The sequence below is a fragment of the Pseudomonas petroselini genome, from assembly GCF_045037875.1.
Lineage (GTDB): Bacteria > Pseudomonadota > Gammaproteobacteria > Pseudomonadales > Pseudomonadaceae > Aquipseudomonas > Aquipseudomonas petroselini.
Window position 1 is genome coordinate 3188589 of the sequence record NZ_CP173614.1, and the last position, 24951, is coordinate 3213539.

Annotated in this window: 22 protein-coding genes and 1 pseudogene; 14 read left to right on the forward strand and 9 right to left on the reverse strand. The window is 63.0% G+C overall.

Going from position 1 to position 24951, the window contains the following annotated elements:
- Nucleotides 1-8: 8 nt before the first annotated feature.
- Both ACI512_RS14950 and ACI512_RS14955 read right to left on the reverse strand, forming a co-directional pair.
- A complete protein-coding gene (locus ACI512_RS14950) occupies nucleotides 9-788 on the reverse strand; it encodes a TIM barrel protein (RefSeq protein WP_236383314.1) in 780 nt (259 codons plus the stop codon).
- Nucleotides 785-1789, reverse strand: a complete 1005-nt coding sequence (locus ACI512_RS14955; protein WP_012723609.1) for a Gfo/Idh/MocA family oxidoreductase — start codon at nucleotides 1787-1789, stop codon at nucleotides 785-787. Before ACI512_RS14955 ends, ACI512_RS14950 begins: the two co-directional genes overlap by 4 nt.
- 186 nt (nucleotides 1790-1975) lie before the next feature.
- Here ACI512_RS14955 and ACI512_RS14960 point away from each other — a divergent pair, with 186 nt between their 5' ends.
- On the forward strand, nucleotides 1976-3937 hold the full coding sequence (locus tag ACI512_RS14960; RefSeq protein ID WP_236383324.1) for a sigma-54-dependent Fis family transcriptional regulator: 1962 nt from the start codon (nucleotides 1976-1978) through the stop codon (nucleotides 3935-3937).
- Nucleotides 3938-4712: 775 nt separating this feature from the next.
- On the opposite strand, the gene ACI512_RS14965 is transcribed toward ACI512_RS14960, so the two are convergent.
- On the reverse strand, nucleotides 4713-5009 hold the full coding sequence (locus ACI512_RS14965) for a DUF6124 family protein (RefSeq protein ID WP_236383247.1): 297 nt from the start codon (nucleotides 5007-5009) through the stop codon (nucleotides 4713-4715).
- A gap of 358 nt (nucleotides 5010-5367) precedes the next feature.
- On the reverse strand, nucleotides 5368-6948 hold the full coding sequence (gene rtcR / locus ACI512_RS14970; RefSeq protein ID WP_236383255.1) for an RNA repair transcriptional activator RtcR: 1581 nt from the start codon (nucleotides 6946-6948) through the stop codon (nucleotides 5368-5370).
- 213 nt (nucleotides 6949-7161) lie between these two features.
- Here rtcR and ACI512_RS14975 point away from each other — a divergent pair, with 213 nt between their 5' ends.
- Genes ACI512_RS14975 through rtcA form a run of 3 tightly spaced genes read left to right on the forward strand, consistent with a single transcriptional unit; the run spans nucleotide 7162 to nucleotide 10224 of the window.
- Nucleotides 7162-8388: an RtcB family protein gene (locus tag ACI512_RS14975; RefSeq protein ID WP_236383257.1), complete on the forward strand. Its 1227-nt coding sequence runs from the start codon at nucleotides 7162-7164 to the stop codon at nucleotides 8386-8388.
- Between the two features lie 13 nt (nucleotides 8389-8401).
- On the forward strand, nucleotides 8402-9190 hold the full coding sequence (locus tag ACI512_RS14980) for a nucleotidyltransferase domain-containing protein (RefSeq protein WP_236383259.1): 789 nt from the start codon (nucleotides 8402-8404) through the stop codon (nucleotides 9188-9190).
- A gap of 8 nt (nucleotides 9191-9198) precedes the next feature.
- The gene (rtcA, locus tag ACI512_RS14985) at nucleotides 9199-10224 is read left to right on the forward strand and encodes an RNA 3'-terminal phosphate cyclase (RefSeq protein ID WP_236383260.1); all 1026 of its coding nucleotides are present in this window, start codon (nucleotides 9199-9201) and stop codon (nucleotides 10222-10224) included.
- Here the strand turns inward: rtcA and ACI512_RS14990 are convergent.
- Nucleotides 10221-11279, reverse strand: coding sequence for a LacI family DNA-binding transcriptional regulator (locus tag ACI512_RS14990; RefSeq protein WP_236383262.1), 1059 nt, complete (start codon nucleotides 11277-11279; stop codon nucleotides 10221-10223). The two genes, rtcA and ACI512_RS14990, sit on opposite strands and share 4 nt — an antisense overlap.
- Before the next feature lie 161 nt (nucleotides 11280-11440).
- On the opposite strand from ACI512_RS14990, the gene ACI512_RS14995 reads away from it, so the two are divergent.
- The 4 genes from ACI512_RS14995 (at nucleotide 11441) to ACI512_RS15010 (ending at nucleotide 14998) form a co-directional block, all read left to right on the forward strand.
- Nucleotides 11441-12526: a fatty acid desaturase family protein gene (locus ACI512_RS14995; protein ID WP_405121859.1), complete on the forward strand. Its 1086-nt coding sequence runs from the start codon at nucleotides 11441-11443 to the stop codon at nucleotides 12524-12526.
- 132 nt (nucleotides 12527-12658) lie between these two features.
- Nucleotides 12659-12979 (forward strand): MocE family 2Fe-2S type ferredoxin, encoded by a 321-nt coding sequence (locus tag ACI512_RS15000; protein ID WP_046036525.1) that lies wholly within the window; start codon nucleotides 12659-12661, stop codon nucleotides 12977-12979.
- 2 nt (nucleotides 12980-12981) lie between these two features.
- Entirely contained in the window at nucleotides 12982-14181 is a 1200-nt protein-coding gene (locus ACI512_RS15005; protein ID WP_236383265.1) for an NAD(P)/FAD-dependent oxidoreductase, read from the forward strand.
- A gap of 1 nt (nucleotide 14182) precedes the next feature.
- A complete protein-coding gene (locus ACI512_RS15010; RefSeq protein ID WP_236383266.1) occupies nucleotides 14183-14998 on the forward strand; it encodes a sugar phosphate isomerase/epimerase in 816 nt (271 codons plus the stop codon).
- A 259-nt stretch (nucleotides 14999-15257) separates the two neighbouring features.
- Here ACI512_RS15010 and ACI512_RS15015 read toward each other — a convergent pair whose 3' ends face one another.
- Nucleotides 15258-16130, reverse strand: a complete 873-nt coding sequence (locus ACI512_RS15015; protein ID WP_012723617.1) for an undecaprenyl-diphosphate phosphatase — start codon at nucleotides 16128-16130, stop codon at nucleotides 15258-15260.
- 140 nt (nucleotides 16131-16270) lie between these two features.
- Between ACI512_RS15015 and ACI512_RS15020 the strand changes: the two are divergent.
- A pseudogene (locus ACI512_RS15020) lies at nucleotides 16271-16815 on the forward strand (GNAT family N-acetyltransferase).
- Here ACI512_RS15020 and ACI512_RS15025 read toward each other — a convergent pair.
- Nucleotides 16793-17737, reverse strand: a complete 945-nt coding sequence (locus ACI512_RS15025) for a GlxA family transcriptional regulator (protein WP_064055226.1) — start codon at nucleotides 17735-17737, stop codon at nucleotides 16793-16795. The pseudogene ACI512_RS15020 and the gene ACI512_RS15025 overlap by 23 nt on opposite strands.
- Before the next feature lie 172 nt (nucleotides 17738-17909).
- On the opposite strand from ACI512_RS15025, the gene ACI512_RS15030 reads away from it, so the two are divergent.
- From ACI512_RS15030 to ACI512_RS15040, 3 genes are all read left to right on the forward strand, one after another.
- A complete protein-coding gene (locus tag ACI512_RS15030; RefSeq protein ID WP_064055225.1) occupies nucleotides 17910-18539 on the forward strand; it encodes a TetR/AcrR family transcriptional regulator in 630 nt (209 codons plus the stop codon).
- The gene (locus ACI512_RS15035; RefSeq protein ID WP_102060613.1) at nucleotides 18536-19213 is read left to right on the forward strand and encodes a type 1 glutamine amidotransferase domain-containing protein; all 678 of its coding nucleotides are present in this window, start codon (nucleotides 18536-18538) and stop codon (nucleotides 19211-19213) included. The genes ACI512_RS15030 and ACI512_RS15035 overlap by 4 nt, the downstream gene beginning before the upstream one ends.
- A gap of 78 nt (nucleotides 19214-19291) precedes the next feature.
- The gene (locus ACI512_RS15040; RefSeq protein ID WP_236383736.1) at nucleotides 19292-20425 is read left to right on the forward strand and encodes an alkene reductase; all 1134 of its coding nucleotides are present in this window, start codon (nucleotides 19292-19294) and stop codon (nucleotides 20423-20425) included.
- A 688-nt stretch (nucleotides 20426-21113) separates the two neighbouring features.
- Here the strand turns inward: ACI512_RS15040 and ACI512_RS15045 are convergent.
- Complete coding sequence (locus ACI512_RS15045; protein WP_012723625.1) at nucleotides 21114-22112, reverse strand: NAD(P)H-quinone oxidoreductase; 999 nt, start codon at nucleotides 22110-22112, stop codon at nucleotides 21114-21116.
- Nucleotides 22109-23341 carry a YbfB/YjiJ family MFS transporter gene (locus ACI512_RS15050; RefSeq protein ID WP_236383795.1) on the reverse strand — a complete coding sequence of 411 codons (1233 nt, stop codon included), beginning with the start codon at nucleotides 23339-23341 and terminating at the stop codon, nucleotides 22109-22111. Before ACI512_RS15050 ends, ACI512_RS15045 begins: the two co-directional genes overlap by 4 nt.
- Nucleotides 23342-23453: 112 nt before the next feature.
- Here ACI512_RS15050 and ACI512_RS15055 point away from each other — a divergent pair, with 112 nt between their 5' ends.
- Both ACI512_RS15055 and ACI512_RS15060 read left to right on the forward strand, forming a co-directional pair.
- Nucleotides 23454-24329 carry a LysR family transcriptional regulator gene (locus ACI512_RS15055; RefSeq protein WP_012723627.1) on the forward strand — a complete coding sequence of 292 codons (876 nt, stop codon included), beginning with the start codon at nucleotides 23454-23456 and terminating at the stop codon, nucleotides 24327-24329.
- Between the two features lie 77 nt (nucleotides 24330-24406).
- Nucleotides 24407-24793, forward strand: a complete 387-nt coding sequence (locus tag ACI512_RS15060; RefSeq protein WP_064055246.1) for a DoxX family protein — start codon at nucleotides 24407-24409, stop codon at nucleotides 24791-24793.
- The last annotated feature ends 158 nt before the right edge of the window (nucleotides 24794-24951 follow it).

Genomic DNA, 24951 nt, shown 5'->3' on the forward strand with positions numbered 1-24951 from the left:
TTTTATTGTTATAGGGTGAACGCTTGGCGGAATCGCTCCAGGGCCAACTCGCTGTCGCCGCTGGCCCAGCCTTCCAGACCGACCACGCCGCGGTAGCCTATGGCGTGCAGGGCCCTGGCTATAGCCGGGTAGTGGATTTCACCGGTGCCGGGCTCCTGGCGTCCCGGTACGTCGGCCACCTGGATTTCACCGATGTGTGTACCGGCGCGCTGGATCAGCTCGATCAGATTTCCTTCGCCGATCTGCGCGTGGTACAGGTCCAGGTTCATCTTCAAGTGAGGGCTGCCCACGGCCTCGACCAGCGCCAGGGTGTCGTCGGCGCGGGCGAAGGGTGTGCCGGGGTGGTCGACCTCGGTGTTGAGGTTTTCCAGCAGGAACACACGGCCGGCGTCTTCCCCCAGGCGGGCGATTTTTTCCAGGGTCTTGCAGGCGCTCAGCCACATGCGGCCGGTGGTCTGGCTCACGGGTTGGACGGGCAGGCCGCCGTCACCCAGGCCGGTACCGTGCAGGTTGAGGCTGGGGCAATTCAATTGCTCGGCGACCCCTAAGGATTCGCGGGCGCTGTCGAGCAACTGGCGGATGCCGTCGGGGTCGGTGAGGGTGCCGCTGATGTAGCCGGTCATGGACGTAAAGTCGGCACCGGTGGCGGCGAGGGCGGCAATGTCCTTGTGGGTCCAGTCCCAGATTTCAACGCTGAAGCCCAGCGCATGAATACGCTGTACGCGCTCGATGAAGGGCTGGTCGAGAAACACCATCTCCGCGCTGATCGCGAGCTTGAACGGGCTCATAGGGTCACCGCCTTGCCCGTTTCGAACGATTCGATACAGGCGCGGGCAATCGCCAGCGCCGCGCGTGCGTCTTCACCGCTGGCCAGGGGCTTGGCGCCGCTGCGCAGGCAATCGACAAAGTGGTTGAGCTCGGCGATGTAGGCGTCGCGCAACAGGTCGGTGTCCATGCGCTGGGTGTCGGCCTGGATGCCTTGGGCGAGGTAGCGCACCAAGTCGGACTCGTTAAGGCTGCCCATGCTCAGCATGCCGGCGCTGCCGAACACTTCGCCGCGCACGTCGTAGCCATACACGGCCTGGAAATTGGCTTCGGCAGTGGCGATGGCGCCGTTGTCGAAGCGGATCGCAACCACCGCGGTGTCGAGGAAGCCTTTGTTTTTGTAATCGGGCGCGATCAGTGCGTCAGCCATCACGTAGACCTGCACCGCCTCCGCGCCGGGGTTGAGGTAGCGCAGCGTGTCGAAATCGTGGATCAGGGTCTCGAGGAAGATCACCCATTGCGGCGAAGCGGCCGGGTTGTTCAGCGCCGGGTCGCGGGTCAGCGAGCGCAGCAGCTGCGGGGTGCCGATGCGGCCGGCGGCGACGTCGAGGTGCGCGGTGCGAAAGCTCTTGGCGAAACGCCGGTTGAAACCGACCTGCAGCGGCACCCGCGCATCGGCCGCGGCCGCGATGGCACGGTCGGCCTCATCCAGGGTGATGGCCATGGGTTTTTCGCAGAAGATCCCTTTGCCCGCGCGGGCGGCGCTGATCACCAGCTCGGCGTGGCTGCGGGCGGGGGCGGCGATGAGTACGCCGTCGATGTCCGGGTCGTCGAGCAATTGTTGAGGGTCGGTGTAAACCTTGCTCACGCCCAGTTCAGCGGCGAGGCGGGCGGCCTGGCCTGGCGTCGGGTCGGCAATCGCCGCCAGGCTGGCGCCGGGGATATGCCGAGCGGCGGTCAGACCGTGGAAGCTGCCCATGCGACCGGCACCGATCAAACCCAGGCGGATGTGCTGTGTACTCATGAAATAACCCCTTGTTGTTATTGGCCCCAGGACGGTCCTGGTGGGCGAAGGGGTAGGAGCAAGGCCTGTGCCAATTCATAACTCATTGATAAATAACGATTTATTATAATTCATAAGCCAATAGTGTTTATTTAATGAGCATGTCTATACTGACATGTCAAAAACATGGACATGGATACCGCCCCAATGAGCATGGCGTTCAGCGTGCAAGACCTCGACTACCTCACAGCCCTTGGGCCTGCTGCGCTGAATGATGGCCCGGTGGCCGCGCTGGAGCAGGCCTGGCGCGACTGCCTGGCCGGTCAGGTCGAGCGCCCGGCGCACGTGCGCCAAGTGATCTGGGATTCGTGGCGACGCAGCGTTGAGGCCGGTATCGACCCGGCAGACAACGCGTACCGCTTCGTGGCCGCCGAAACCCTGGCCGCCACCCAGACCACCCACCGCGTGCTGATCGCCGCCGCCGCGCAAGTCATGCGAGGTTTGCTGGCCTACAACCCGCGCGGCCATATCAACCTTACCGATGCCGACGGCACCACCCTGTATTTCTGCGGGCTGGACATCACCCCCGTGGGCAGTCGCCTGCTGGAATCGGTACAAGGCACCAACTGCACCGGCCTGGCGCTGGCCGAAGATCGCCTGGTGTACGTGCTGGCCGAGGAAAACTTCGGTATCGGCCTGCGCCAGCGCCGCATGCACTGCGCCGCTGCGCCGATCAAGAATGCTCAAGGCCAGACCCTGGCCATGCTGACCCTCACTGCCGAGCCCGGCTGGTTTCACTTCCATACCCTCGGCACGGTGCAGGCTGCGGCCGACGCCGTATCGCGGCAGATGGCCCTGCAAGGTCTGTTGGAAGAACAGCAAACCGTCCTCGAAGTGCTCAACGAAGGCCTGGTGGTGCTGGATGAGCGTGGCTGCATCAAGGCGCTCAACCGCTATGCCCGGCACCTGTTCGGGGTGGGGCTGGAGCTGATCGGTCAGCCGTTTCAGCAGTTGGGGCGCAGCGAATTGAGCGACTCGATGGGCGAGGCCGTTCGCGACCTCGACTGCACCTTCCACCTGCACAACCGCAGCCAACTCGCCTGCCTGGTCTCGGTGTGCCCGCTGGAGCAGGGCGGGGTGATCGTCTCACTGCGGGAGAACCGCCGCATTCGCGAAATCACCCGGCGCCTCATCGGCACCCAGGCCAGCTACACCTTCGACACCATCCAGGGGCACTCGCGGGCGATCCAGGACGCGCTGCACTTGGGGCGCATCGCCAGTCGCAGTGATTCCACCACGCTGATCTTGGGTGAAAGCGGCACCGGCAAGGAGCTGTTCGCCCAGGCTATCCACAACGGCAGCGACCGCTGCAACGGCCCGTTTGTGGCGGTCAACTGCGGCGCGATTCCACGCGACCTGGTGCAAAGCGAGCTGTTCGGGCATGTCGAAGGCGCGTTTACCGGCTCGGCGCGTGGCGGCTCGGCGGGTAAGTTTGAACTGGCGGATGGCGGTACGATTTTTCTGGATGAGATTGGCGACATGTCCTTCGATGCCCAGGTGAGCTTGCTGCGGGTGTTGCAGGAAGGTGAGATCACCCGTGTCGGCGCGAAAAATTCGCGGCAAGTGGACGTGCGCATCATCGCCGCCACCCACCGCAACCTCAGCCAGGCGGTAGCGGAAGGCGCGTTTCGCGAAGACCTCTACTACCGCCTCAACGTGCTCAACCTGACCGTTCCGCCACTGCGCATGCGCCGTGAAGACATTCCGCTGCTGGCGCGGCACTTTCTGGCCCGCTGTGCACGCTCGTTGCGTAAGTCGGTGCAGGGCTTTTCACCGGAGGCGATGGCATTGCTCTCGGCCTATGGCTGGCCGGGCAATGTGCGCGAGTTGGAAAACAGCATCGAGCGGGCGACCAACTTGGCGACGGGGGCGCTGATCGAACCGGTGGACCTGCCATTGGAAAACCGCCAACGCGCCCCGCTGCGCGGCTACGAACCGCAACCTGCCCAGGACCTGAGCAGTCACGAAATGCACGCCATCGTCGCCGCGCTTAAAAGCACCGGTGGCAATGTCCGCCTGGCTGCGCGGCAACTGAACGTGTCGCGGGGCGGGCTGTACAACAAGATGAGTCGGTTTGGGCTGAATGCCGGGGATTTTCGTGGCGACTGAGATTTCAGCCTGGCGCAGTTCAAATGTGGGAGGGGGCTTGGTCCCGCCGGCGGCCTGACCGACGACCGCCATCTAACGGTTAGACCGCGATCCAAATGTGGGAGGGGGCTTGCCCCCGATAGCGGTGTTCCAGTCGATTCATCAGGTGACTGATTCAGCGCCACCGGGGCCTCGGTATCTACACAATTCTGGGGCTGGCGCTGGACCTGTGGGAGGGGGCTTGCCCCCGATAGCGGTGTGTCAGTCGATTCATCAGGTGACTGATTCAGCGCCACCGGGGCCTGGGTATCTACACAATTCCGGGTATGGCGCTGTACCTGTGGCGAGGGAGCTTGCTCCCGTGGCGGCCTGACAGCTGGCCTGGATGTTGGATCAGACCGGGTACATATCCGTTATTTAGGTAACGGCCACTATGGGTTCCGCTTTTACAGCGGCTCACTTTTGAAGAGCGCAAAAGTAAGCAAAACGCTCTTGCCCCAACACTCGGCACCTCGCTCACGCTCGGTGTGCCCGTAATCCGACAGGTATTTGGGGGGCCGCCGCCACGCGCCATCCATGGCGCGGGGCGGCTAAACCGGCATCCCTGCCGGTTTACCCCCCAAATCCCTGTCGAATTCCGGCCAGCGTGTTTGACGGGGCGCCTGAGATCAAAAGCGGGATCAAGATCAGGATCAAGAGCGACTCGCTTCGCATCGTGGTTAGCGGGGTTGCTGCAGCGTTGTGTCGGTACCTATGGCCATCGTAGGCAAGCCAGCTCCCGCAGGGTTAATCGTATTTAGGCGGTTGTCTTAGGGGGAGTCAGGCACTCGATGGAGCGATCCACGGTGGTCTTGGCAATCTCCAGTAAATGCCACACCGCCAGGATCTTCGCCCGCTCGGGATTATCCAGCGTCTCTCCACAATCCAGCGCGGTCGCCGATGCACTGTCGAGCAAGCTGGCGGTGTAGAGCAGAGCGTCTTCGAAGCTCAGGTCTTCGTTGATGGAGTGGAAGCCCTGGGTGGGCAGGTAGTGATCGATGGCGCGGTTGAAGGCGGCGCGGTCTTTGGCGGGGTCGTTTGCGTCTTTGTTCATTGTTTAGCTTCCTTTTGGACTCAGGGAGCCGAACCTTTCGCGACTAAACGTAGGGTGGCGGCTGTACGCAGGTTAGTCGACCGGCCAAAAGGCAAAATCCGGCGCACCCAAGGGCGCCCTGCGCACAGCCACCATTAAACCTCATGGAGGATCATGCGCCTTTTGGAATGCCGGGCGACTAAACCCGATCACTGAATTGGCAGCGACGGACCGCAGACTAGCCACCGATTCCAGCAGGCACAAGGCGGCGAGGATTGTCTAGGAAACGTCCTGCAATTAAAAGGGACCTGCCTTGCTGGCCCTTTACAAACCATGACCAAATGCCACTAACCGCTCGCTGGCGGGTCGTCTCGCAGGCCTATGGCTTCAACTGTTTCCATTCAATGGCAAAGCGGGCCAGGTATTTGCGCAGGCGGTCTGCGTCATTGGGTTGTGCCTTGGCCTGGCGCGACACACCGAACAGTCGGCGGCCGGCGTCTGAAAGGCTGTCGGATTGCAGGCACACGTCGATTACGGCCTTGAGTTGCAATTGGTCGAACAGGTCCAGATCGGCCGGTAGCAGCGCATGGGGTTCGGTCAGCCCCCAGGCGTAGCGCAGGCGTTGGATTTCCTCTTCGGCCTGGGCTTCATCTATACGCCCGCTGTCGGCCAGGGTGGCCATGCGTGTGATGGAGGCCGACAGCTCGCGAAAGTTGCCCAGCCATGCCGCTTCGCTGGAACAGGCGAACGCCAGGTAGCGGCGGCGCGCCTCCAGATTAAAGCGCACGCGACGACCTTGCTCGCGGGCGTGGCGCTCCAGTTCGAAGTCGATATTGGGCTCGATATCTTCGCGCCTTCCCGTCAGGCCCGGCAGGTCAAAGGTCCACAGGTTGATGCGCGCATACAGGTCTTCGCGAAACAGCCCTTCGGCCACACGCCCGCGCAGGTCGCGGTGGGTGCCGGCGATGATCAGAAAGTCGCTGGCCACTTCACGGTCGGCGCCCATGGGGTAAAAGCGTTTTTCTTCGATGGCCTTGAGTAGCATCGCCTGTTCATCCAGGCCCAGCTCGCCGATTTCATCGAGGAACAACATGCCGCCGTCCGCCGCGCGCAGCAGGCCGTCGCGGGCGTTCTGCGCGCCGGTGAAGGCGCCCTTGGTATGCCCGAACAGTGCTGACATCGCGCCATCGCCGCGCAGGGTGGCGCAGTTGACTTCCACGAAGCGCCCCTGCACCTGGTGGCGGCTGCGCTTGAGTTCGTAAATGCGCCGGGCGAGAAAGGATTTGCCCGCGCCGGTGGGGCCGATCAGCAGCATGGGCGCGGTGGAACGCACGGCCACGCGCTCGATCTGTTCGATGGTGGTATTGAACGCACTGTTGCGCGTGGCAATCCCTGACTTGAGGAAGGCCAGGCCTTCCAGGCGCTGGTGGGCGAAGCGCGAGGCGATGCGGTCGTAGCGTGACAGGTCGAGATCGATCAGGGCGTGGGTGCCCGCGGCCGGTGTGGTGTCGTCACGGCGGCGAAGGGGGGCGGTCTGGATCAGCCGCGCCGGCAGGTTGCGTGCCTCGGTGAGCAGGAACCAGCAAATCTGGGCCACGTGGGTGCCAGTGGTGATGTGGACCAGGTAGTCCTCATGGTCGGTGTCGAAGGTGTAGGCGGCGGTGAAGTCGTGCAGCGCGCCGTAGACCTCTTCGAAATCCCAGGGGTCGTTCAGTGGCATGGGGTGCAGGCGCACCTCGGTGGTGGGCGAGATCTGCTGGATGTCGGCGCGTATCCGCTCGGCGAGGCTGACGTCACGGGCGTCGATGTCGTGGATCAGCTCCAGGCGATCAACCTGCAGGTTATCTTGCTGGCACAGGCCGACGCTGGGGCGCCAGTGATTCCAGCGGTTGGCGCCCTTGCCGACGCGATCCAGCTTGGACCCGATAAACCCGATGGCGACTGTGCGCTGGTGTTTCATGACTAGACCAAAATATAAATAACGATAGCCAAGGATATAAATGGCGTGAGGCCCTTGTCATCGGTTTTCAACGCCTCAATGCGTTTACATTAAAAATATCGATATAAAACAATAGCTTAAAAACTTTAAGCCCGGTATGGAAAAACCTGGCACGCCCGCTGCTATATCCCAGCCAACGCCGCAGTGCCGGCTTTTAAAAAAAGAATCGAGATCATGCAAGAGAACACCTACCAACTGCTGGAAGTCGCCAACGGCAAGCCGATCAAACTCTGGACCCAGGGCGTGCCTGTGGAGCCTGAGGCGCGCAAGCAATTGATGAACACCGCCCAGATGCCGTTCATCTTCAAGCACCTCGCGGTGATGCCGGATGTGCACCTGGGCAAGGGCTCGACCATCGGCAGCGTGATCCCCACCGTGGGCGCGATCATCCCGGCAGCAGTGGGCGTGGATATCGGCTGCGGCATGATCGCTGCGCGTACCACGTTGATGGCCGGCGACTTGCCCGACAACCTCCACGGCCTGCGTTGCGCTATCGAGGCCGCGGTGCCTCATGGTCGTACCCGCAGCCGCCAGGGCCGCGACAAAGGTGCTTGGGAACATGTACCGGCCCAGGCCGATCAGGTGTGGTCGGCGCTGCACCCACGCTTCAAGGCGATCACCGACAAGTACCCGCAATTGGAGCGCAGTAACCACCGCCAACACCTCGGCACCCTGGGCAGCGGCAACCACTTCGTCGAGGTGTGCCTGGATGAAGCCAACCGTGTGTGGTTCATGTTGCACAGCGGCTCCCGAGGGGTGGGTAACGCCATTGGCAACCTGTTTATCCAGCTGGCCCAGGCCGACATGCGCCAACACCTGACCAACCTGCCGGACCGCGATCTGGCGTACTTCGAAGAGGGCAGCCAGCACTTCGATGACTACGTGGAAGCGGTGGGTTGGGCCCAGGATTTTGCCCGGCAGAATCGCGAATTGATGATGCGTGCGGTGGTCCAGGCCACGCGCCAGGTGATCAGCAAGCCGTTTGACGTGGCGCTGGAGGCCGTGAACTGCCATCACAACTACGTGCAGAAAGAGCGGCACTTCGGCGAAGAGATACTGGTCACGCGTAAAGGTGCGGTGTCGGCCAGGAAAGGTGAGCTGGGGATTATTCCTGGCTCCATGGGCGCCAAGAGCTTCATTGTGCGCGGGCTGGGTAACGAAGAGTCGTTCTGCTCCTGCAGCCACGGCGCCGGCCGCACCATGAGCCGCACCAAGGCGAAGAACACCTTCACCCTGGCCGACCAGATCCGCGCCACCGCCCATGTGGAGTGCCGCAAGGATGCCGATGTGATCGACGAAATTCCGATGGCCTACAAGGACATCGACCAGGTTATGCATGCTCAGCGCGAGCTGGTGGAAGTGCTGCACACCTTGCGCCAAGTGGTGTGCGTCAAAGGCTGAAAGGGGAATCAAGATGCAAAAGGATGAACGCCACCCATTGAGCGACGCGATGCGCGCGCGGGTGCTACAGGAGCTCGACCGCCTAGAGCGCGAGCGCAATGTCACGGTGCTGTATGCCTGTGAGTCCGGCAGTCGGGCCTGGGGGTTTGCTTCCACCGACAGCGACTACGACGTGCGCTTTGTCTACGTGGAAAAACCCGACTGGTTCATGCAGGTGGATGCGCCGCGCGATGTGATCGAGCGCCCGTTGGATGACGAATTGGACGTGAGTGGCTGGGAGTTGCGCAAGACGCTGGGCCTGCTGCGCAAATCCAACCCCACGTTGCTGGAATGGTTGGACTCGCCGTTGGTGTATCGCCAGCACGTCGAGGCGACAGTGCAATTGCGCGCCTTGGCCGAGACGTTCTACAGCCCGCCGGCGGCGCGCAGTCATTACCTGTCGATGGCCAGGAAAAACTTTCGTGGTTACCTGCAAGGCGACACGGTGCGGTTCAAGAAGTACTTCTACGTGCTGCGACCGTTACTCGCGGTGCGCTGGATCGACCTCGGGCTGGGCCGTCCACCCATGACGTTCGCCGATTTGTTGAGCACGGTGGATGACCCGCAACTGCTCGATGAAGTGGACGCCTTGCTGGTGTTGAAACGCAATGCCGGGGAAGCGGCGTACGGGCCTCGGCGTCCGGTGCTGCACGCGTATATACACGGTGAATTGGAACGCAGCGTGCCGGTCTTGCCACGCACCCAGGCAGACTCACACCCACTGGACCGGTACCTGCGGGACACGGTCAAACGCTTTGCTTAAGGATGACGATGAAACAGGACGTGATTGAACTCGACGGCGCCATCGGCGGTGGCCAGGTACTGCGCAGCGGCCTCAGCCTGTCGATGGTGACCGGGCTGACCCTGCGCATCAAAAACATTCGCGCCAAGCGCAGTCGGCCAGGGTTGATGCGTCAACACCTGACCGCTGTGCTGGCGGCGGCGCAAGTCTGTGGAGCCCAGGTGCACGGTGCGCAATTGGGCTCGCAGCACCTGGTGTTCGAGCCGGGGCCGATTCAAGGCGGCGACTATCGCTTCAGCATCGGCACCGCCGGCAGCTGCACCCTAGTGTTGCAGACCCTGCTGCCGGCCTTGCTGTACGCACCCACGGCCAGTCGCGTGACGATCTGTGGCGGCACCCACAATCCGCTGGCGCCGCCGGTGGACTTCTTACAGCGCGCCTGGCTTGTGCTGTTGCGACGCATGGGCGCGCGTGTTGAATTGAACTTGAACCGGTATGGGTTCGTGCCCGCCGGCGGCGGTGAGTTGGAGGCATTTGTCCAACCCTCTGAGCTGGCGCCGTTGCAGTTGATGCAGCGCGGTAAGTTGCTCGAAGCCCGCGCCATTACGCTTAACGCCGGCTTGCCTGCCCAGGTGAGCGAGCGTGAGTTCAGGCGCGTGCGCCAGCGCTTGTCGTTCGACGACAGGCAGTGGTTGCCGATAGAGATCGACCCAGCGCAAGGCCCGGGCAACGTGCTGATGCTGGAGTATGTCCACGAGCATGTCAGCGAAGTGTTCAGCGCCTTCGGCCTGGCCAACGTGCGCGCCGAGACCGTGGCCGACCAGGCGATCGACCAGGCCCTGGCGTGGCGGGGAACCGACACGGCGGTGGGCGAACACCTGGCCGATCAGTTGCTGCTGCCGATGGCCTTGGCCGGTGGGGGGCGCTTCACCACGCCGCACATGAGCGACCATCTGCACAGCAATATGCAGGTGATCCAACGCTTCCTGCCCGTGGTGATCGAGAGTCACGTGCGGGAGGAGGGCGGCTTGATCATCGAGTGCCGCGCCCGCTAGAGGTTCTCCGACGTCACAATCTGCGGCGATATATACACCCGATGCCGCACCGGATCGAACCCCTCGGTGCGCTCCAGTTCCTCACTCTGCAAGGCCACCAGCAACTGCACCAGTGCGGTCGCCGTCTGCCCCGGCTGCGAATCCATCACCACATCGATCAAACCCTGGCGCAGCGCCTGGCGTGACAGCTCGGTCGACTCCTGCAAGATGCAGCACAGCGCCGGTCGCTTGGGCAACTGCGCCAGGGCGCTGATGATGCCGTCACCGCCGCCGCCCACCACGCACAGGCCGCGCAGGTCGCTGTGGCGGCTGATCAGGTCGAGAGTGGCTTCCTCGGTGATGTCGCAGTTGTCCAGGTTGATCAACGGCTCCAGCGGCTTGAGCCCCGGCGCGTGTTCGGCCAGGTAGCTGTGCAGGCCTTCGACCCGCGCCTGGTGGCCGAGAAAACGATGGCCGCCGAGCAGGATCCCCACGCTGCCTTTGCGCGCGCCGCCAGTGCGCGCGAGCAACCAGCCCATGGTGCGGCCGACCACGTGGTTGTCCTGGCCCACGTAGGGCTCCAGGGCTTGCTCGTGGATATCCGAGAGCAGGGCGACCACGGGCACGCCGGCTTCGCGGATCTGCTTGAGGCAGGCGTTGATCAGCGGATGGGCAAAGCTGACCACCGCGAGGCCATCGCATTGCACGGCCAACTGTTCGATCTGCGCAACGATAGCGCTGGGGGTGCGATCCACGATGTATTCGAACTGGCACGTCAGGTTGGCCGTGGCGTAATGCTGCGCCGCGGTGCTGATCGACTGCGCCAGGTTGGCGTAGAACGCTTGGGCGGTCCCCAGCAAGAGGATGCCGAAACGATAAGTCGGCCGACGTTCGCGAATGCGCTGGCCGATCAGCCGCGCGGCAAAATAGCCCACGGCTTCGGCGGCCTGGAACACCTGCTCGGCGGTGTCCGGGTTGACCGGCGCACGCGCATTCAATACGCGGTCGACGGTGGCCACACTCAGCCCTGCATGGGCGGCAACGGTGGCGATGGTTGGGCGTTTATTGTTGTTCATGACAAGCCCTTTGAATGTCTTGATAGAAAACTATCAAGCTCCGCTAGGCCTGGATGATAGCTTGATAGGGAATGGAATCAAGGCCTTGAGGGGGATTTACCGGTTCTCTATGGTGGGTTTCGTAAAGCACTAGAAACCACCGCTTGCGGAGAACAATAACAATGCCTGAACACACCGCTCACACCGCCCGCCGCGACTACAGCCTCACCGGCCCCGAAGCCGCCCGCGCCGCTGAAAAAGGCCTGGTCTCGGCCAACTGGTACCAGTCGCCCATCTCGCGTAAACGCATGAAAGAACTGATGCAGCGCCGTGACGGCCCGGCCTTGCTCGACACCGCCATCTGGGTGGTCGCGCTGTTGGCCGCAGGCTTCGGGGCTTATTGGTTCTGGGGCACTTGGGCCTGCGTGCCGTTCTTCCTCGTCTATGGGGTGCTGTACGGCACCGCGTCCAACCCGCGCTGGCACGAAACCGGCCATGGCACCGCATTCAAGACCCGTTGGATGAACGACGTGCTGTACCAAGTCGCCAGCTTCATGTGCATCTTCGAACCCCACGTGTGGCGCTGGAGCCATGCCCGTCACCACACCGACACCATCGTGGTCGGCCGCGACCCGGAGATCGTCGAGCCGCGTCCACCGAGCTTCTTGATGATGTTCCTGAGCCTGTTCAATTTGCCCTTGGCCTGGAAGACATTCGGCGGCGTGGCGCGCCATGCCATTGGCAAGATGAGTGCCCAGGAAGCGGACTTCATCCCGGAATCCGAATGGCCCAAAGTGTTTCGCGCGGCGCGGATCTGGGTCGGCATTTATGCCGTGGTGATTGGCACCGCCCTGTACCTGCATAGCTGGTTGCCGCTGATGCTGATTGGGTTGCCGAGTCTCTACGGCGCCTGGCTCGGCTACGTCTTCGGCCTTACCCAACACGTCGGCCTGGCCGAAGACGTGCTGGACCACCGCAGTAACTGCCGCACCATCTACATGAACCGCGTGCTGCGTTTTATCTACATGGACATGAACTACCACCTCGAACACCACATGTACCCGATGGTGCCGTACCACGCGCTCAAGCACCTGCACGAAGAAATCCGCAGCGACTGCCCGCCGCCATACGCCAACCTGTTCGAGGCGTACAAAGAGATCCTGCCGACGATCTGGAAACAGCGCAGCGACCCGACCTATTTCGTCCAGCGCCCAACCCATTGTGGTGAGCGAGCTTGCTCGCGCTGGGCTGCGCAGCAGCCCCAATAAAACCACTGCATTCATTCAGACATAACTCGACTGCCGATCTTGGGGCCGCTTCGCAGCCCAGCGCGAGCAAGCTCGCTCGCCACAACAAGCGCGCTCGCCACAGGGGCAGTCAGTCATTTGGAGACAAACGCCATGAACGATCAATGGATCGACGTCTGCGCCGTGGGCGAAATAGACGAGGAAGACGTGCTGCGCTTCGACCACGGGCCGCATACCTACGCGGTGTACCGTTCGGCCGAGAATGAGTTTTTCGCCACCGCCGGCCTGTGCACCCACGAGAAAATCCACCTGGCCGACGGCCTGGTGATGGACCACGTGATCGAGTGCCCCAAGCACAACGGGCGCTTCGATTACCGCACCGGCAAAGCCATGGGCGCGCCGGTGTGCGTCAACCTCAAGACCTACCCGGTGCGGGTCGAAGCGGGGCGGGTGTTGCTCGCCGTCACGGCGTGACCATGAGCGCACCCCTGATCATCGTCGGCGCCGGCCATGCCGGTGGCCGTGCGGCGCTGACCCTGCGCGAAGAGGGTTACACCGGGCGCCTGATCCTGATCGGCGATGAGCCGCACTTGCCCTACGAGCGACCACCGCTGTCCAAGGCTGTGCTGCAGGGCACGGCGGACCTGGCCGGGTGCAGCCTGTGCGACAGCGCACGGCTGGCGGAGTTGGGTATCGAGCATATCGCCGGTGACCCGGTGACCCAGTTGGAGCCGGAACACCATCGCCTGCAACTCGCCGACGGCCAGTGGCTGCCGTATGCCGGTCTGCTGCTGGCCACTGGCGGACGGGCACGACGCTTGCCCCAAGAGCAAGCCCATGTGCTTTACCTGCGCACCCACGATGAAGCGCTGGCCCTGCGCAACGCGCTAAAGGCCGGGACGCGGCTGGTGGTGGTCGGTGGCGGTTTTATCGGCCTGGAAGTGGCAGCCACGGCACGTGGCTTGGGCTGTGAAGTCACGCTGCTCGAAGCCGGACCGCGTTTGGCGGGGCGGGTATTGCCGCCGGTCATCAGCGAGGCGCTGCTGGCGCTGCATCGCCAACACGGCGTGGATGTGCGCTTGAATGTGGCCTTGGAGTCCATCCAGGCCGACGCCGTGCTGCTGGTGGACGGGCAACGGTTGCCGTGCGATCTGGTCGTCGTCGGCATCGGCATGCAGCCCAATATCGAGTTGGCCACGGCGGCGGGGCTGGACGTGGGGCAGGGCATTCGTGTCGATACGCACCTGCGCACCAGCGCGCCCGACATCTATGCCGCCGGTGACGTGTGTGAGTTTCGCCTGGGCGGTCTCTACCAGCGCCAGGAAACCTGGCGCAACGCCGAGGTCCAGGGGCGGCATGCGGCGTTGAATCTGCTGGGGCGCGACGTGCCGTTCGACGCGCTCCCCGGTTTCTGGTCCGACCAGTACGACTGGGGCTTGCAGACCGTGGGCGTGATCACGCCCTTGACGGTCAGCCGGCCATTGGCGGGCGGCGGCGTGCTGCTGTTCTACCTGGATGCCGAGCACCGTTTGCACGGTGCCTGCGGTTGGGCGCCGGGCAACAGCGTGGCCAAAGACATCAAGCTGTGTGAGCGCCTGATCAGCGCACGTATACCGCTCAACGCGGCCAGCCTGGCCGACGCCGAGCTGTCCCTCAAACACCTGCTGCGAGGCTGATATGCGCCAATTCCTGGTGTTCCAATCCCTGTGGGCGATGCAAACCGAGCCCGGCACACTCGACGACCAACTCGACCGCATCAAGGCCGCCGGTTTCGACGGCATTACCGACCATTACTACACACCCGCCGACGTCGCCCGCTTGCACGCCGCCGCCACGGCCAGGGGCCTGCAGATCGAAGGCCAGCTGTTCCCGCAATCGGTGGATGACCTGGCGGCCGCGCTGGATGTGGTCAGCGGCTACGGCTGTCACCACCTCACCCTGCAAGCCGACGTGCGCCCGCGTACTCAACGCGAAGCGGCGCGACTGGTCGAAGGCTGGCAACGCCTGGCCGAGCAGGTGGACTTTCCGGTGCTGCTGGAAACCCACCGTTATCGGCTCACCAATGACCTGCTGTTCACCCTCGACCTGCTGGCGCAGATGCCCGACTTGAAACTGCTGGCCGACCTGTCCCACTACGTGGTCGGGCGTGAACTGCCGGAGCCTGGTGCCGCCGAGGACGATGAACAGATCCGCACTGTCCTGCGCCACAGCTGGGGGTTTCACGGCCGCGTGGCCAGCAGCGAACAGGTGCAGGTGTCGTTGGATTTCCCCCAGCATCACGCCTGGGTGCAACGTTTCACCGAGTGGTGGCGCTACGGGATTGAACACTGGCTGGCGCGGCCCGAGGCACCGCAGAGCCTGTCGTTCACCTGTGAACTGGGCCCGCCGCCCTATGCGATCACCGGCGCAGATGGCCGTGAAATCAGCGATCGCTGGGCCGAAGCGCTGAAGATGCAGGCGTTGATTCGCGAGGTGTGGCAGCGCTGTCAGTGATGACCTTGAACCCGCTCAGTCAGTTTGAATGTGGCTTGCCTGCGATAACCCTAGGTATCTACACATCTTTTGACTGTAGTGAGCGGGCTTGCCCCGCGCTGGGCTGCGAAGCAGCCCCAAAAAGGAGGAACGTGGTGTATCAGATACGCTTCATCGGTCGGTTTTAGGGCCGCTTCGCAGCCCAGCGCGGGGCAAGCCCGCTCACTACAGTGTCGTACTGGGGGTGTGGCGAGGGCGCTTGCTCCCGTGGCCGCTGCTTTCAGCTCAGCAGCCCGGTGCTGACCGCCACAATCAGAAACACCCCCAGCAGCGCGCGGTAGATCACGAACGGCCAGGTGGAGAACCGCTCCAGGAACTTCATCAGCCCCCAGATCGCAAAAAACGCCGAGATGCTCGCCACCACCAGGCCGAACAGCAGGTGCGGCCAGGCATGCACGGGCATATCGGCATGCAGCAACACCCACAATTCTTTCAAACCGGCGAGGGCGATGGCGGGCAGGCCCAGCAGGAAGGAAAACCGCGCGGCTTCCTCACGCTTGAAGTTGAGGAACAGCGCGGCGGTCAGCGTGGAGCCGGAACGCGAGACGCCAGGAATCAACGCACCAATCTGTGCAATCCCTACGATCAACGCATCCCGCAGGCGCATTTCGCTGACTTCGCGGGTGTGGCGTGCACGCACTTCCGCCACCGCCAACAGCACCGCCATGACCACGCAGGAAATACCGATCACCATCAACCCGCGCAACGGCGAGTTGCAGGCATTCAACGTCGACGACAACGCCAGCCCGGCAATGCCGATGGGGATCGTCGCCAGCACAATCGCCACCGCCAGCTTGAACCAGGGGTCGTTGTAGTCGCCCCGGCGCACGGCGCCGATGCTGCCGGTGGTCACCTGGCGCACATCCCGCCAGAAGTAACTGACCACCGCCGCCAGCGCCGCCAACTGCATGGCTGCGGAAAACGCCGAGCCGGGGTCTTGCCAGCCGAGCAGGGCGGGTACCACGCGCATATGGGCGGTGGACGACACCGGCAACAGTTCGGTAATGCCCTGGATCACGCCCAGGATGAAGATCTGCAGGTAGTCCAGGGAGGCAAACCCCACATCCAGGCCGGCGGAACAGACGTTGCTCACAATACGTGTCCTTGAAAAAGAGAGGCAATTTCGCGGAGTTTATTCGAAATGTTTCAAGGTTTCGGGGGAGGCAACGCCTATTTGCAATCGGTTCAGCAAGTAGAAAGGTTGGCGACTCTATTGGACTGTCCCGGCGTTTTGTGAACAATGGCGCCCTGCATTTTTGACCGAGAGCCCCATGCCTGAAACCACCTTCGAACTGATCCAGACCGGCCCGGAGCACGCCGAGCTGATCCGCAATCTCTACCAGTACTACGCCTACGAGTCGTCGGACTGGGAACAGGAAGATGTCGAGGCGGATGGCCGCTTCTATATCCATGACGAACACCTGACCCGTTACTGGCAGGACCCGCAATGGAGCGCCAACCTGTTGCTGGTCGACGGCTACATCGCCGGTTTCCTGCTGATCGAAGGCAGCGAACTGCCGGGTATCGACGCCCTGGAACTGGCCGACCTGTTCATCCTCAAGCGCTACCGCCGCAAAGGCATTGGCCGCGCCATCGCCACCCAGGTGCTTTGCAGCGGCGAGGCCAATTGGCTGGTGCGGTTCTATGACCAGGACGAAGTGTCTCAGGCGTTCTGGCGCACGGTGCTGGATAACCTGCCGCGCCCGGTGCAGACGATTGAACTGGAGGATGACCTGCAGTTGGTGAGTTACCTGATTACGCGGGCGGCGCTGCATTAAAGGCTTGCTGCATCACCTGCGGCGGTTGCCCGAACGCCCTTAAAAACGCCTGGCGCATGCGCTCGCGATCACCAAACCCGGTTTCGCGGGCCACCACCTCGACCGGGTGTCGACTGGTTTCCATCAACGCCCGGGCGGCTTCGACCCGCAGGGACTCGATGGCCTTGGCCGGTGTCTGCCCGGTTTCTTCACGGAACACCCGGCTGAACTGGCGCGGGCTGAGCCGGGCGACTTCGGCCAGGGCTTCCACCGAGAGGTCATGGGTCAGGTTCTCGCGGGCGTAGGCCAGGGCCAGTTGCACGCGGTCCGATTTAGGGTCCAGCTCCAGCAGCGCCGACAACTGCGATTGCTCGCTGCCGCGACGCTGGGCGATCACCAGTTTGCGTGCAATGCGCCGCGCCAGGTCGCTGCCCAGGTCGTTCTCCACCATCGCCAACGCAAGGTCCACGCCGGCGCTCATGCCGGCGCCGGTCCAGATGTGGCCGTCGACGATAAACAGCTTGTCCTCTTCCAGGCGGATATCCGGGTAGCGCTTGCGAAAGGCCGGTGCGTGGATCCAGTGGGTGGTGGTGCGCTTGCCTTCGAGCAGACCGGCTTCGGCCAGCACGAAGATCCCCATGCACAGCGAGGCCACGCGCCGCGACTGGGCGGAGGCGGCCTTGACCAGTTCCAGCAGGTTGGCTTCCGGCAGGCGGAATTCCAGGTAGCCGCTGACGATGAGCGTGTCGTAACCCTCCGGCCGGATCGGTGTGGTGTTCACCGAAAAACCCTGGGACGTCATCACCGCGCCGCCGCTTTCCGACACCAGATGAAACTCATAGGCCGGCTCACCGCGCAGCAGGTTCGCGCACTCGAACACCGAGCCCAGGCTGAGACTCAGGGATTGGAAGTTCGGGTAAACCATCAGCGCAACGCTGTGCATCGCATGTCTCCAGGGGTGTGGGAGCAGGGATTGTCGGCGGCTGCCGGGAAAACGGCAACCGACTTTGGCGCATGTCCGAAATCCTTGCGGATCTGACATTGTGTGCGTTTCGCCTGGCTCCTAACATTCACTCAACGAACTAGACGACTGGTCTAATCGATCGAGATGAAGCATGAGCCGCGAAACTAAAAGTGCAAGGCAGACGATTCTGGAAACGGCGCAGCCGATTGTGGGCGCCAAGGGATTTTCTGCGGTGGGGCTGAACGAAATACTTCACGCCGCCGATGTGCCTAAAGGCTCGTTCTATCACTACTTCAACTCTAAAGATGCGTTCGGGGTGGTATTGCTCGATACCTATTTCGATAACTACTTGAACGCTATGCAACAGCTGTTCAATCAGCCGGACTTATCTCAACACGCCAAGTTGATGCGTTATTGGCAAAGCTGGATCAACAACCAGACCGGCTGCACCGACGCCGGCAAATGCCTTGCCGTCAAACTCGGTGCAGAGGTGTCAGACCTTTCAGAGCCGATGCGCCTGGCCCTGCAACGCGGCACCGCACGCACCATCGGGTTGCTCAGCGAGGCCTTGCAGCAGGGCGTCGAAGACGGCTCGGTAACGATCACGCAACACCCCGAAAGCCTGGCCCGGCGCCTGTATGCGTTGTGGCTGGGGACCAGCGTCATGAGCAAGATCACCCATACAGCGGCGCCGTTCGACGAGGCGCTGGGGCTGACCCGACAGTTGTTGGGGCAGCCGGAAGAAACTGACACTCACCCCTATCGAGGCACTGGAAAATGAAAGTATTAATGGTACTGACCTCTCACGACCAGCTCGGCGATACCGGGCGCAAGACCGGCTTCTGGCTCGAAGAATTTGCCGCTCCCTACTACGCGTTCAAAGACGCCGGTGCCGACGTGGTGCTGGCATCCCCGGCCGGCGGTCAACCGCCGCTGGACCCGGTCAGCGACCAGCCGGACGCCCAGACCGAACAGACCCGCCGCTTCGCCGCCGACCCGGCCGCCCAGCAAGCCCTGGCCACCACGGTGAAACTGGACACGGTCAACGCCGACGACTTCGACACCGTGTTCTACCCAGGCGGCCACGGCCCGCTGTGGGACCTGGCGGAATCGCCGGTGTCGATCGCGCTGATCGAGTCCTTCGAGCGCGCCGGTAAGCCCATCGGTTTCGTCTGCCATGCACCGGGTGCCCTGCGTCACGTCAAGGCCGTCAATGGTGAGTCGTTGATCAAGGGCCGTCGTGTCACCGGGTTCTCCAACTCGGAAGAGGCGGCGGTGGAGTTGACCGATGTGGTGCCGTTCCTGATTGAAGACGAGTTCAAGAAACTCGGCGGCCACTATGAGAAGGGTGCCGATTGGCAATCCTTTGTGATTACCGATGGCCTGCTGGTCACCGGGCAAAACCCTGGCAGTTCCAGTGATGTGGCTAAAGCCCTGCTGACACTCACCGCTTAATTAACTAACCGCTTGATGCATTGGCGACTTTTATACGTCGCCAATGCTTTAGCGCGCCCGCTATTTGGACAGTATTCAATGAATGACCCTATTTTAAGTACCCCGGTAAAACTGGGGCACCACACGCTGAACAACCGTATTGTGCTGCCGCCGTTGACGCGCCAGCGCAGTGCCCAGCCCGGCGATATCGCCACCGACTTGATGGCCGAGTATTACCGCCAGCGCGCCACGGCCGGTTTTATGGTCAGCGAAGGCACGCAGATTGAACCGCGTGGCCAGGGTTACGCGTGGACGCCGGGTATCTACACCCCGGCGCAGATCGACGGCTGGCGCACCGTCACCGAGGCTGTGCATGCCGAAGGCGGGGTGATCTTCGCCCAGTTGTGGCATGTCGGTCGCGTGTCCCACAACGCGTTGCAGCCAGACGGCGCCGCCCCCGTCGCGCCGTCTGCGATCCAGGCGTTGCAGGCCAAGGCCTTTATCGAAACCGGGCCTGGCATGGGCGAACTGAAGCAGCCGCCGGTGCCACGTGCATTGTCCGTGCTTGAGATCGAAGAATTGGTCGGGCACTACGCCCAGGCCGCGCGCAATGCGCTGGATGCCGGGTTTGACGGGGTGGAAATCCATTCGGCCAATGGTTACCTGGTCAACCAATTCATCTCCGCCCATTCCAACCAGCGCGAGGATGAATACGGCGGCTCGCTGCACAACCGCCTGCGCTTTCTGCGCGAGATCGTCGAAGCCGTGAGCGCCGTGGTCGGGCCGCAGCGTCTGGGCGTACGGTTCTCGCCGTTGTTCAGCGGCACCGATCAGGACCGTGTCTACATCGGCCTGGTGGAAGACGACCCGCACCACACCTACATTGAAGCGATCAAAGTGCTGGAAGAGTCGGGCATCGCCTACGTTTCCATCGCCGAAGCCGACTGGGACAACGCCCCGGTGTTGCCCGAGTCGTTCCGCCGAGCGGTGCGTGAGACCTTCAGCGGGCGGATCATCTACGCCGGTCGTTACACCGCTGAGCGCGGTGCTGATCTGGTCGAAGCGGGGCTGGCGGACTTGATTGCGTTCGGGCGGCCATTCATTGCCAACCCGGATCTGCCACAACGGATTTTCAATGGCTGGCCGTTGAACCCGCTGAAGGCGGAAGGGCTGTATGGCGGGACGGAAGCGGGTTACATCGATTACCCGGTCTACCGCCCAGTAGCGCTGTAACGCTGAACCCTGTGGGAGCTGGCTTGCCTGCGAAAGTATCACCTGGGTACGCCTGACTCACCACGTTGTCTGCATCGCCGGCAAGACTGCCTTTGCTCCACACCACTCAAGCCGGCTGTCAGGCCGCTGTGCTTTTGCTTTTGATCTTGATCTCAAGCGCCCCGTCAAACACGCTGGCCGGAATTCGACAGGGATTTGGGGGGTAAACCGGCAGGGATGCCGGTTTAGCCGCCCCGCGCCATGGATGGCGCGTGGCGGCGGCCCCCCAAATACCTGTCGGATTACGGGCACACCGAGCGTGAGCGAGGTGCCGAGTGTTGGGGCAAGAGCGTTTTGCTTACTTTTGCGCTTTTCAAAAGTGAGCCGCTGTAAAAGCGGAACCCATGGCGGCCGTTACCTAAATAACGGATATGTACCCGGTCTGATCCAACATCCAGGTCAGCTGTCAGGCCGCCAGCGGGAGCAAGCTCCCTCGCCACAGGTTCGCCGCCATACCCGAAATGGTGTAGATACCGATGCACCGCTATCGGGGGCAAGCCCCCTCCCACATTTGGATCGCGGGGTAACAGTTAGATGGCGGTCAGCTGTCAGGCCGCCAGCGGGAGCAAGCTCCCTCGCCACAGGTCCAGCGCCGTACCCCGATTGAAGTGTCCAAAATCATTAGGCCAGTTCAAGCCCGCTCCCTGTATTACTCCACCCGCAACACAATCTTGCCAATATGATCCCCACCCTCCATCCGCGCATGAGCCTGGGCCGCGTCGGTGTAGGCGTACACCTTGTCAATGATCGGCAAGCAACGCCCGGCGGCCAGCACCGGCCAAATGTACTCGCGTAACTGTTCAGCGATGGCGGCTTTTTCGTCTTTGCTGCGTGCTCGCAGAAGTGACCCGGTAATCACCGCGCGTTTGGCGAGAATGCTCAGCAGGTCGACATCATTGGCCTTGCCACCGCCGAGAAAGCCCAGCATCACCAGGTGACCGTCCATGGCCAGGGCCTTGAGGTTGTTGTTGAGGTAGGAGGCGCCCATGATGTCAAGGATCACATTCACGCCCTGGTCATCGGTCTTCTGGGCGATGACCTCGGCAAAATCCTGCTCGCGGTAATTGATCGGTTCAGCGCCCAAGGTGGCAATGGCTGCGCATTTGTCGGCGCTGCCGGCGGTGGCGAAGGCCTGGATGCCGAACTCGCGGCACAGCATCAGCGCGGTGGTGCCGATACCGCTGGTGCCGCCATGGATCAGCACGCGCTGACCGGTGTGCGCATCGCCAAGGCCAAACAGGTTGGCCCAGACGGTGAAGAAGGTTTCCGGCACAGCGGCGGCCTGGATCCAGTCCATGCCCTCGGGGATCGGCAGGGCCTGGCTGGCCGGTACGCTGCAGAACTGCGCGTAGCCACCGCCATTGGTCAGGGCGCAGACCTTGTCGCCCAACTGGTATTCGCTCACGCCATCGCCCAACGCCACCACTTCACCGGCCACCTCCAACCCTGGGATTGGGCTGAAGCCGGGTTTCATCGGGTACTTGCCGGCGCGTTGCAGGGCGTCAGGGCGGTTGACCCCGGCGGCATGCACGCGGATCAGGATCTCGCCGGGGCCTGCGACAGGCACCTCGGCGCGGCGCGGTTGCAGCACTTCAGGCCCCCCGGGGGTGGTGATTTCGATCAGGGTCATTTCTTGAGGAAGCGTCATTTCAGAGTACCTGCAGCGATGAGCGTATGGGTTGGGACCGTACCAAGCGGTCGACGGTTCAGCATAATCATGCCCAGTTCCAGGGCCAACGCGACCACGATGGCCCCGGCGGCGATCATGAACAACAGCGCATGCTGGCCGCCGCTGCTGTTGAACAGCGCCGAGTAGGCAAACCCGGACAGCGCCTGGAACGTCGCGAAGGACACAGTAGCGCGGCTCCAGGCCACTTGCTGCTGGTGATGATTGGGCAGCAGTTCATGCACCCGCGCCAGTGCCAGCGGCACGATGCCCGGCGGGAAAGAGCCGAGGATCACCGCCAGCACCGCGAGGGCGCTGAACGAGCCGGCGAATGGCAACAACCCGACGGCAATCGCCTGCACCACCAGCACCACGCGGATACTCAAGCGTGCACCGAGTTTATCGGCGAGGAAACCGTAGGTCACCGGCCCCACAATCGCGCCCAGGCCGTACATCACCCAGATCATCGCGCCGACGTGTGCGCCGTCACCCAGGCCACGGGCCACGTAATCCACCAGGAACACCATCGCCGGCACCAGGCCCGCCGCCATGAAGGCGTACTGGGCAAACAACAGGTACACGCCGGACGGCGTCCGCGCTGAGGTGTCCGCGGGGGCCGCGGCTTCCTGCAGCGTACCGGTGGGCCAGGCGAACCAACTGGCGGCCGTCAACACCAGCGCCAACAGGCCCAGGCCAAACCAGGTCTGCTGCAACCCCAGGCTCAGCAGCGGCGGCACGAGGGTGCCGGAGCCGGCAATGCCCAGGCCGATGCCAAGGAAGATCGCGCCGCTGGCCAGGCCCCGACGCGCCGCCGGTACATGGGGCAGCACGGTCGCTGCTACCAGCACCATGATCGCGCCCCCGGCAATGCCCGAGAGCAGGCGCCAGGTAAAGAACCACACTACCGACAGCGGGAAGCCACAGGCGAAGAACGCCAAGGTCACCGCCACCATCATGATGCGCAGGGCGATCTTGTTGGAGGTGCGCTGGGCGATGGGCCGACCGATCAGCGCGCCGATCAGGTAACCCACCAGGTTGGCGGCACCGAGGTAGACCACGTCGCTGGCGGAAAACCACTGCGCCTGGATCAAGGTCGGGATCAATGGCGTATAGGCGAACCGCGCCAGGCCGATGCTGACCAGGCTGGCGCAGAGGCCGGCGAAGATCGGCAGCCAGACTGAGCGGCGAGTTGGAGTGGGGGTGTCGAGCATGATGGCGGTCCTGGGTATTTTTCTCTGGCGCCCAGCATATCCAGGTTTGTTGATGCAATAATGCTGCGATTACACGGCATAGCGATGCATATATGCATCACAAGGGGCAGGTATGAATTGGGATGATGCGCGAGTGTTCCTGGCGGTCTGCCGCGAATCCACGCTGCGCGGTGCCGCACGGGTGCTGGGCGTGGATCAGGCCACGGTGGGCCGGCGGGTCAACGCCCTGGAAAAGTCCCTGAGCGCCACCTTGTTCCTGCGCACGTCCGAGGGGTATGCGCTCACGGCGGTAGGCGAGGCAGCCTTGCTCTCGGTGGAGAAAATGGAGCGCTCGGCCCTCGACCTCGAGCGCCAGATCCAAGGCCTGGACGAGCGCTTGACCGGTACCGTGCGGGTCAGCACCACCGACTCCCTGGCCATCGATTTCCTGATCCCGGCCATTGCCTGCCTGCACGCCAAACACCCCGACGTGCGCGTGCAGTTGGACGCCTCTACGCAGATCCTCAGCCTGGCCAAGCGTGAAGCCGATATCGCCGTGCGCAACACCCGCCCCGATAACCCCGACCTGATCGCACGGCGCATCGCCCGTTGGTCGGTCGGGCTGTTTGCTTCCCAGGGCTACATCGACCGCCACGGCGTGCCCGAGCCCGGCAGCCTGTTCGACGGGCATGACTTGGTCGTCTACCAGCCCTACCTGCAAAGCCAGAAGGACATGGCCTTGGTCTCTGAACCCCTGGGGCGCGGGCGCATCGTCGCGGCCTTGAGTTCCAGCCTGCTGGTGCGCCGTTCCATCGCTGCCGGCATCGGCATCGGCGAGATCCCGGTGTACACCGGCGAGCGCGACGGGCTGGTGCGCCTGTGGCCCGAGCGCACGCGGCCCTTGCCGTATGACGTGTGGCTGGTGACCCACGCCGACCTGCGCCACACGGCGCGGGTGCGTGTGGTGATCGATGAAATCGTTGCCGCCTTTGCCGGCACCGGGGGCTGAGGACAGCACAGGCTTGCAAGCAGGCGGAGGGCTTGGTCGACACAATCGACGTTTGTGTCCACCCACCGAGAGCACGTATGAACGAATCGAAAAGTCAGGACTTGGGGCTGTTGTTTCTGCGGGTCAGCGGGGCGCTGTTTCTGCTGTGGGTACACGGTTTGCCCAAGTTATTGAATTACAGCGAACAACTGAAACTGATCGAGGACCCGTTTCACTTGGGCGCCCACGTCACGCTGCTGCTGGCAATAGTCGCCGAAGTGCTGTGCCCGGTGCTGATCATTGCCGGGGTGTTGGTGCGCCTGGCGTGCCTGCCGATCCTGGCGGTGCTGTTGATCGCCATGGTGGTGGTGCACCCGGAGTGGACGTTGTTCGAAGGGCAGTTCGGCTGGCTGCTGTTGATCATTTTCACCAGCGTATTGATCGCTGGACCAGGGCGCCTGGTCTTGAGCCAGCGTTTCTCCTGAGAAAAAAAGGCCGGGCAACTAATGCCAGTCAGTTAAGGGTGAGCACCGTACCTGTGGCGAGGGAGCTTGCTCCCGCTGGACTGCGTAGCAGTCCCAGTCTTTTGAAACAAAGAGCTGGGGCCGCTTCGCGACCCAGCGGGAGCAAGCTCCCTCGCCAC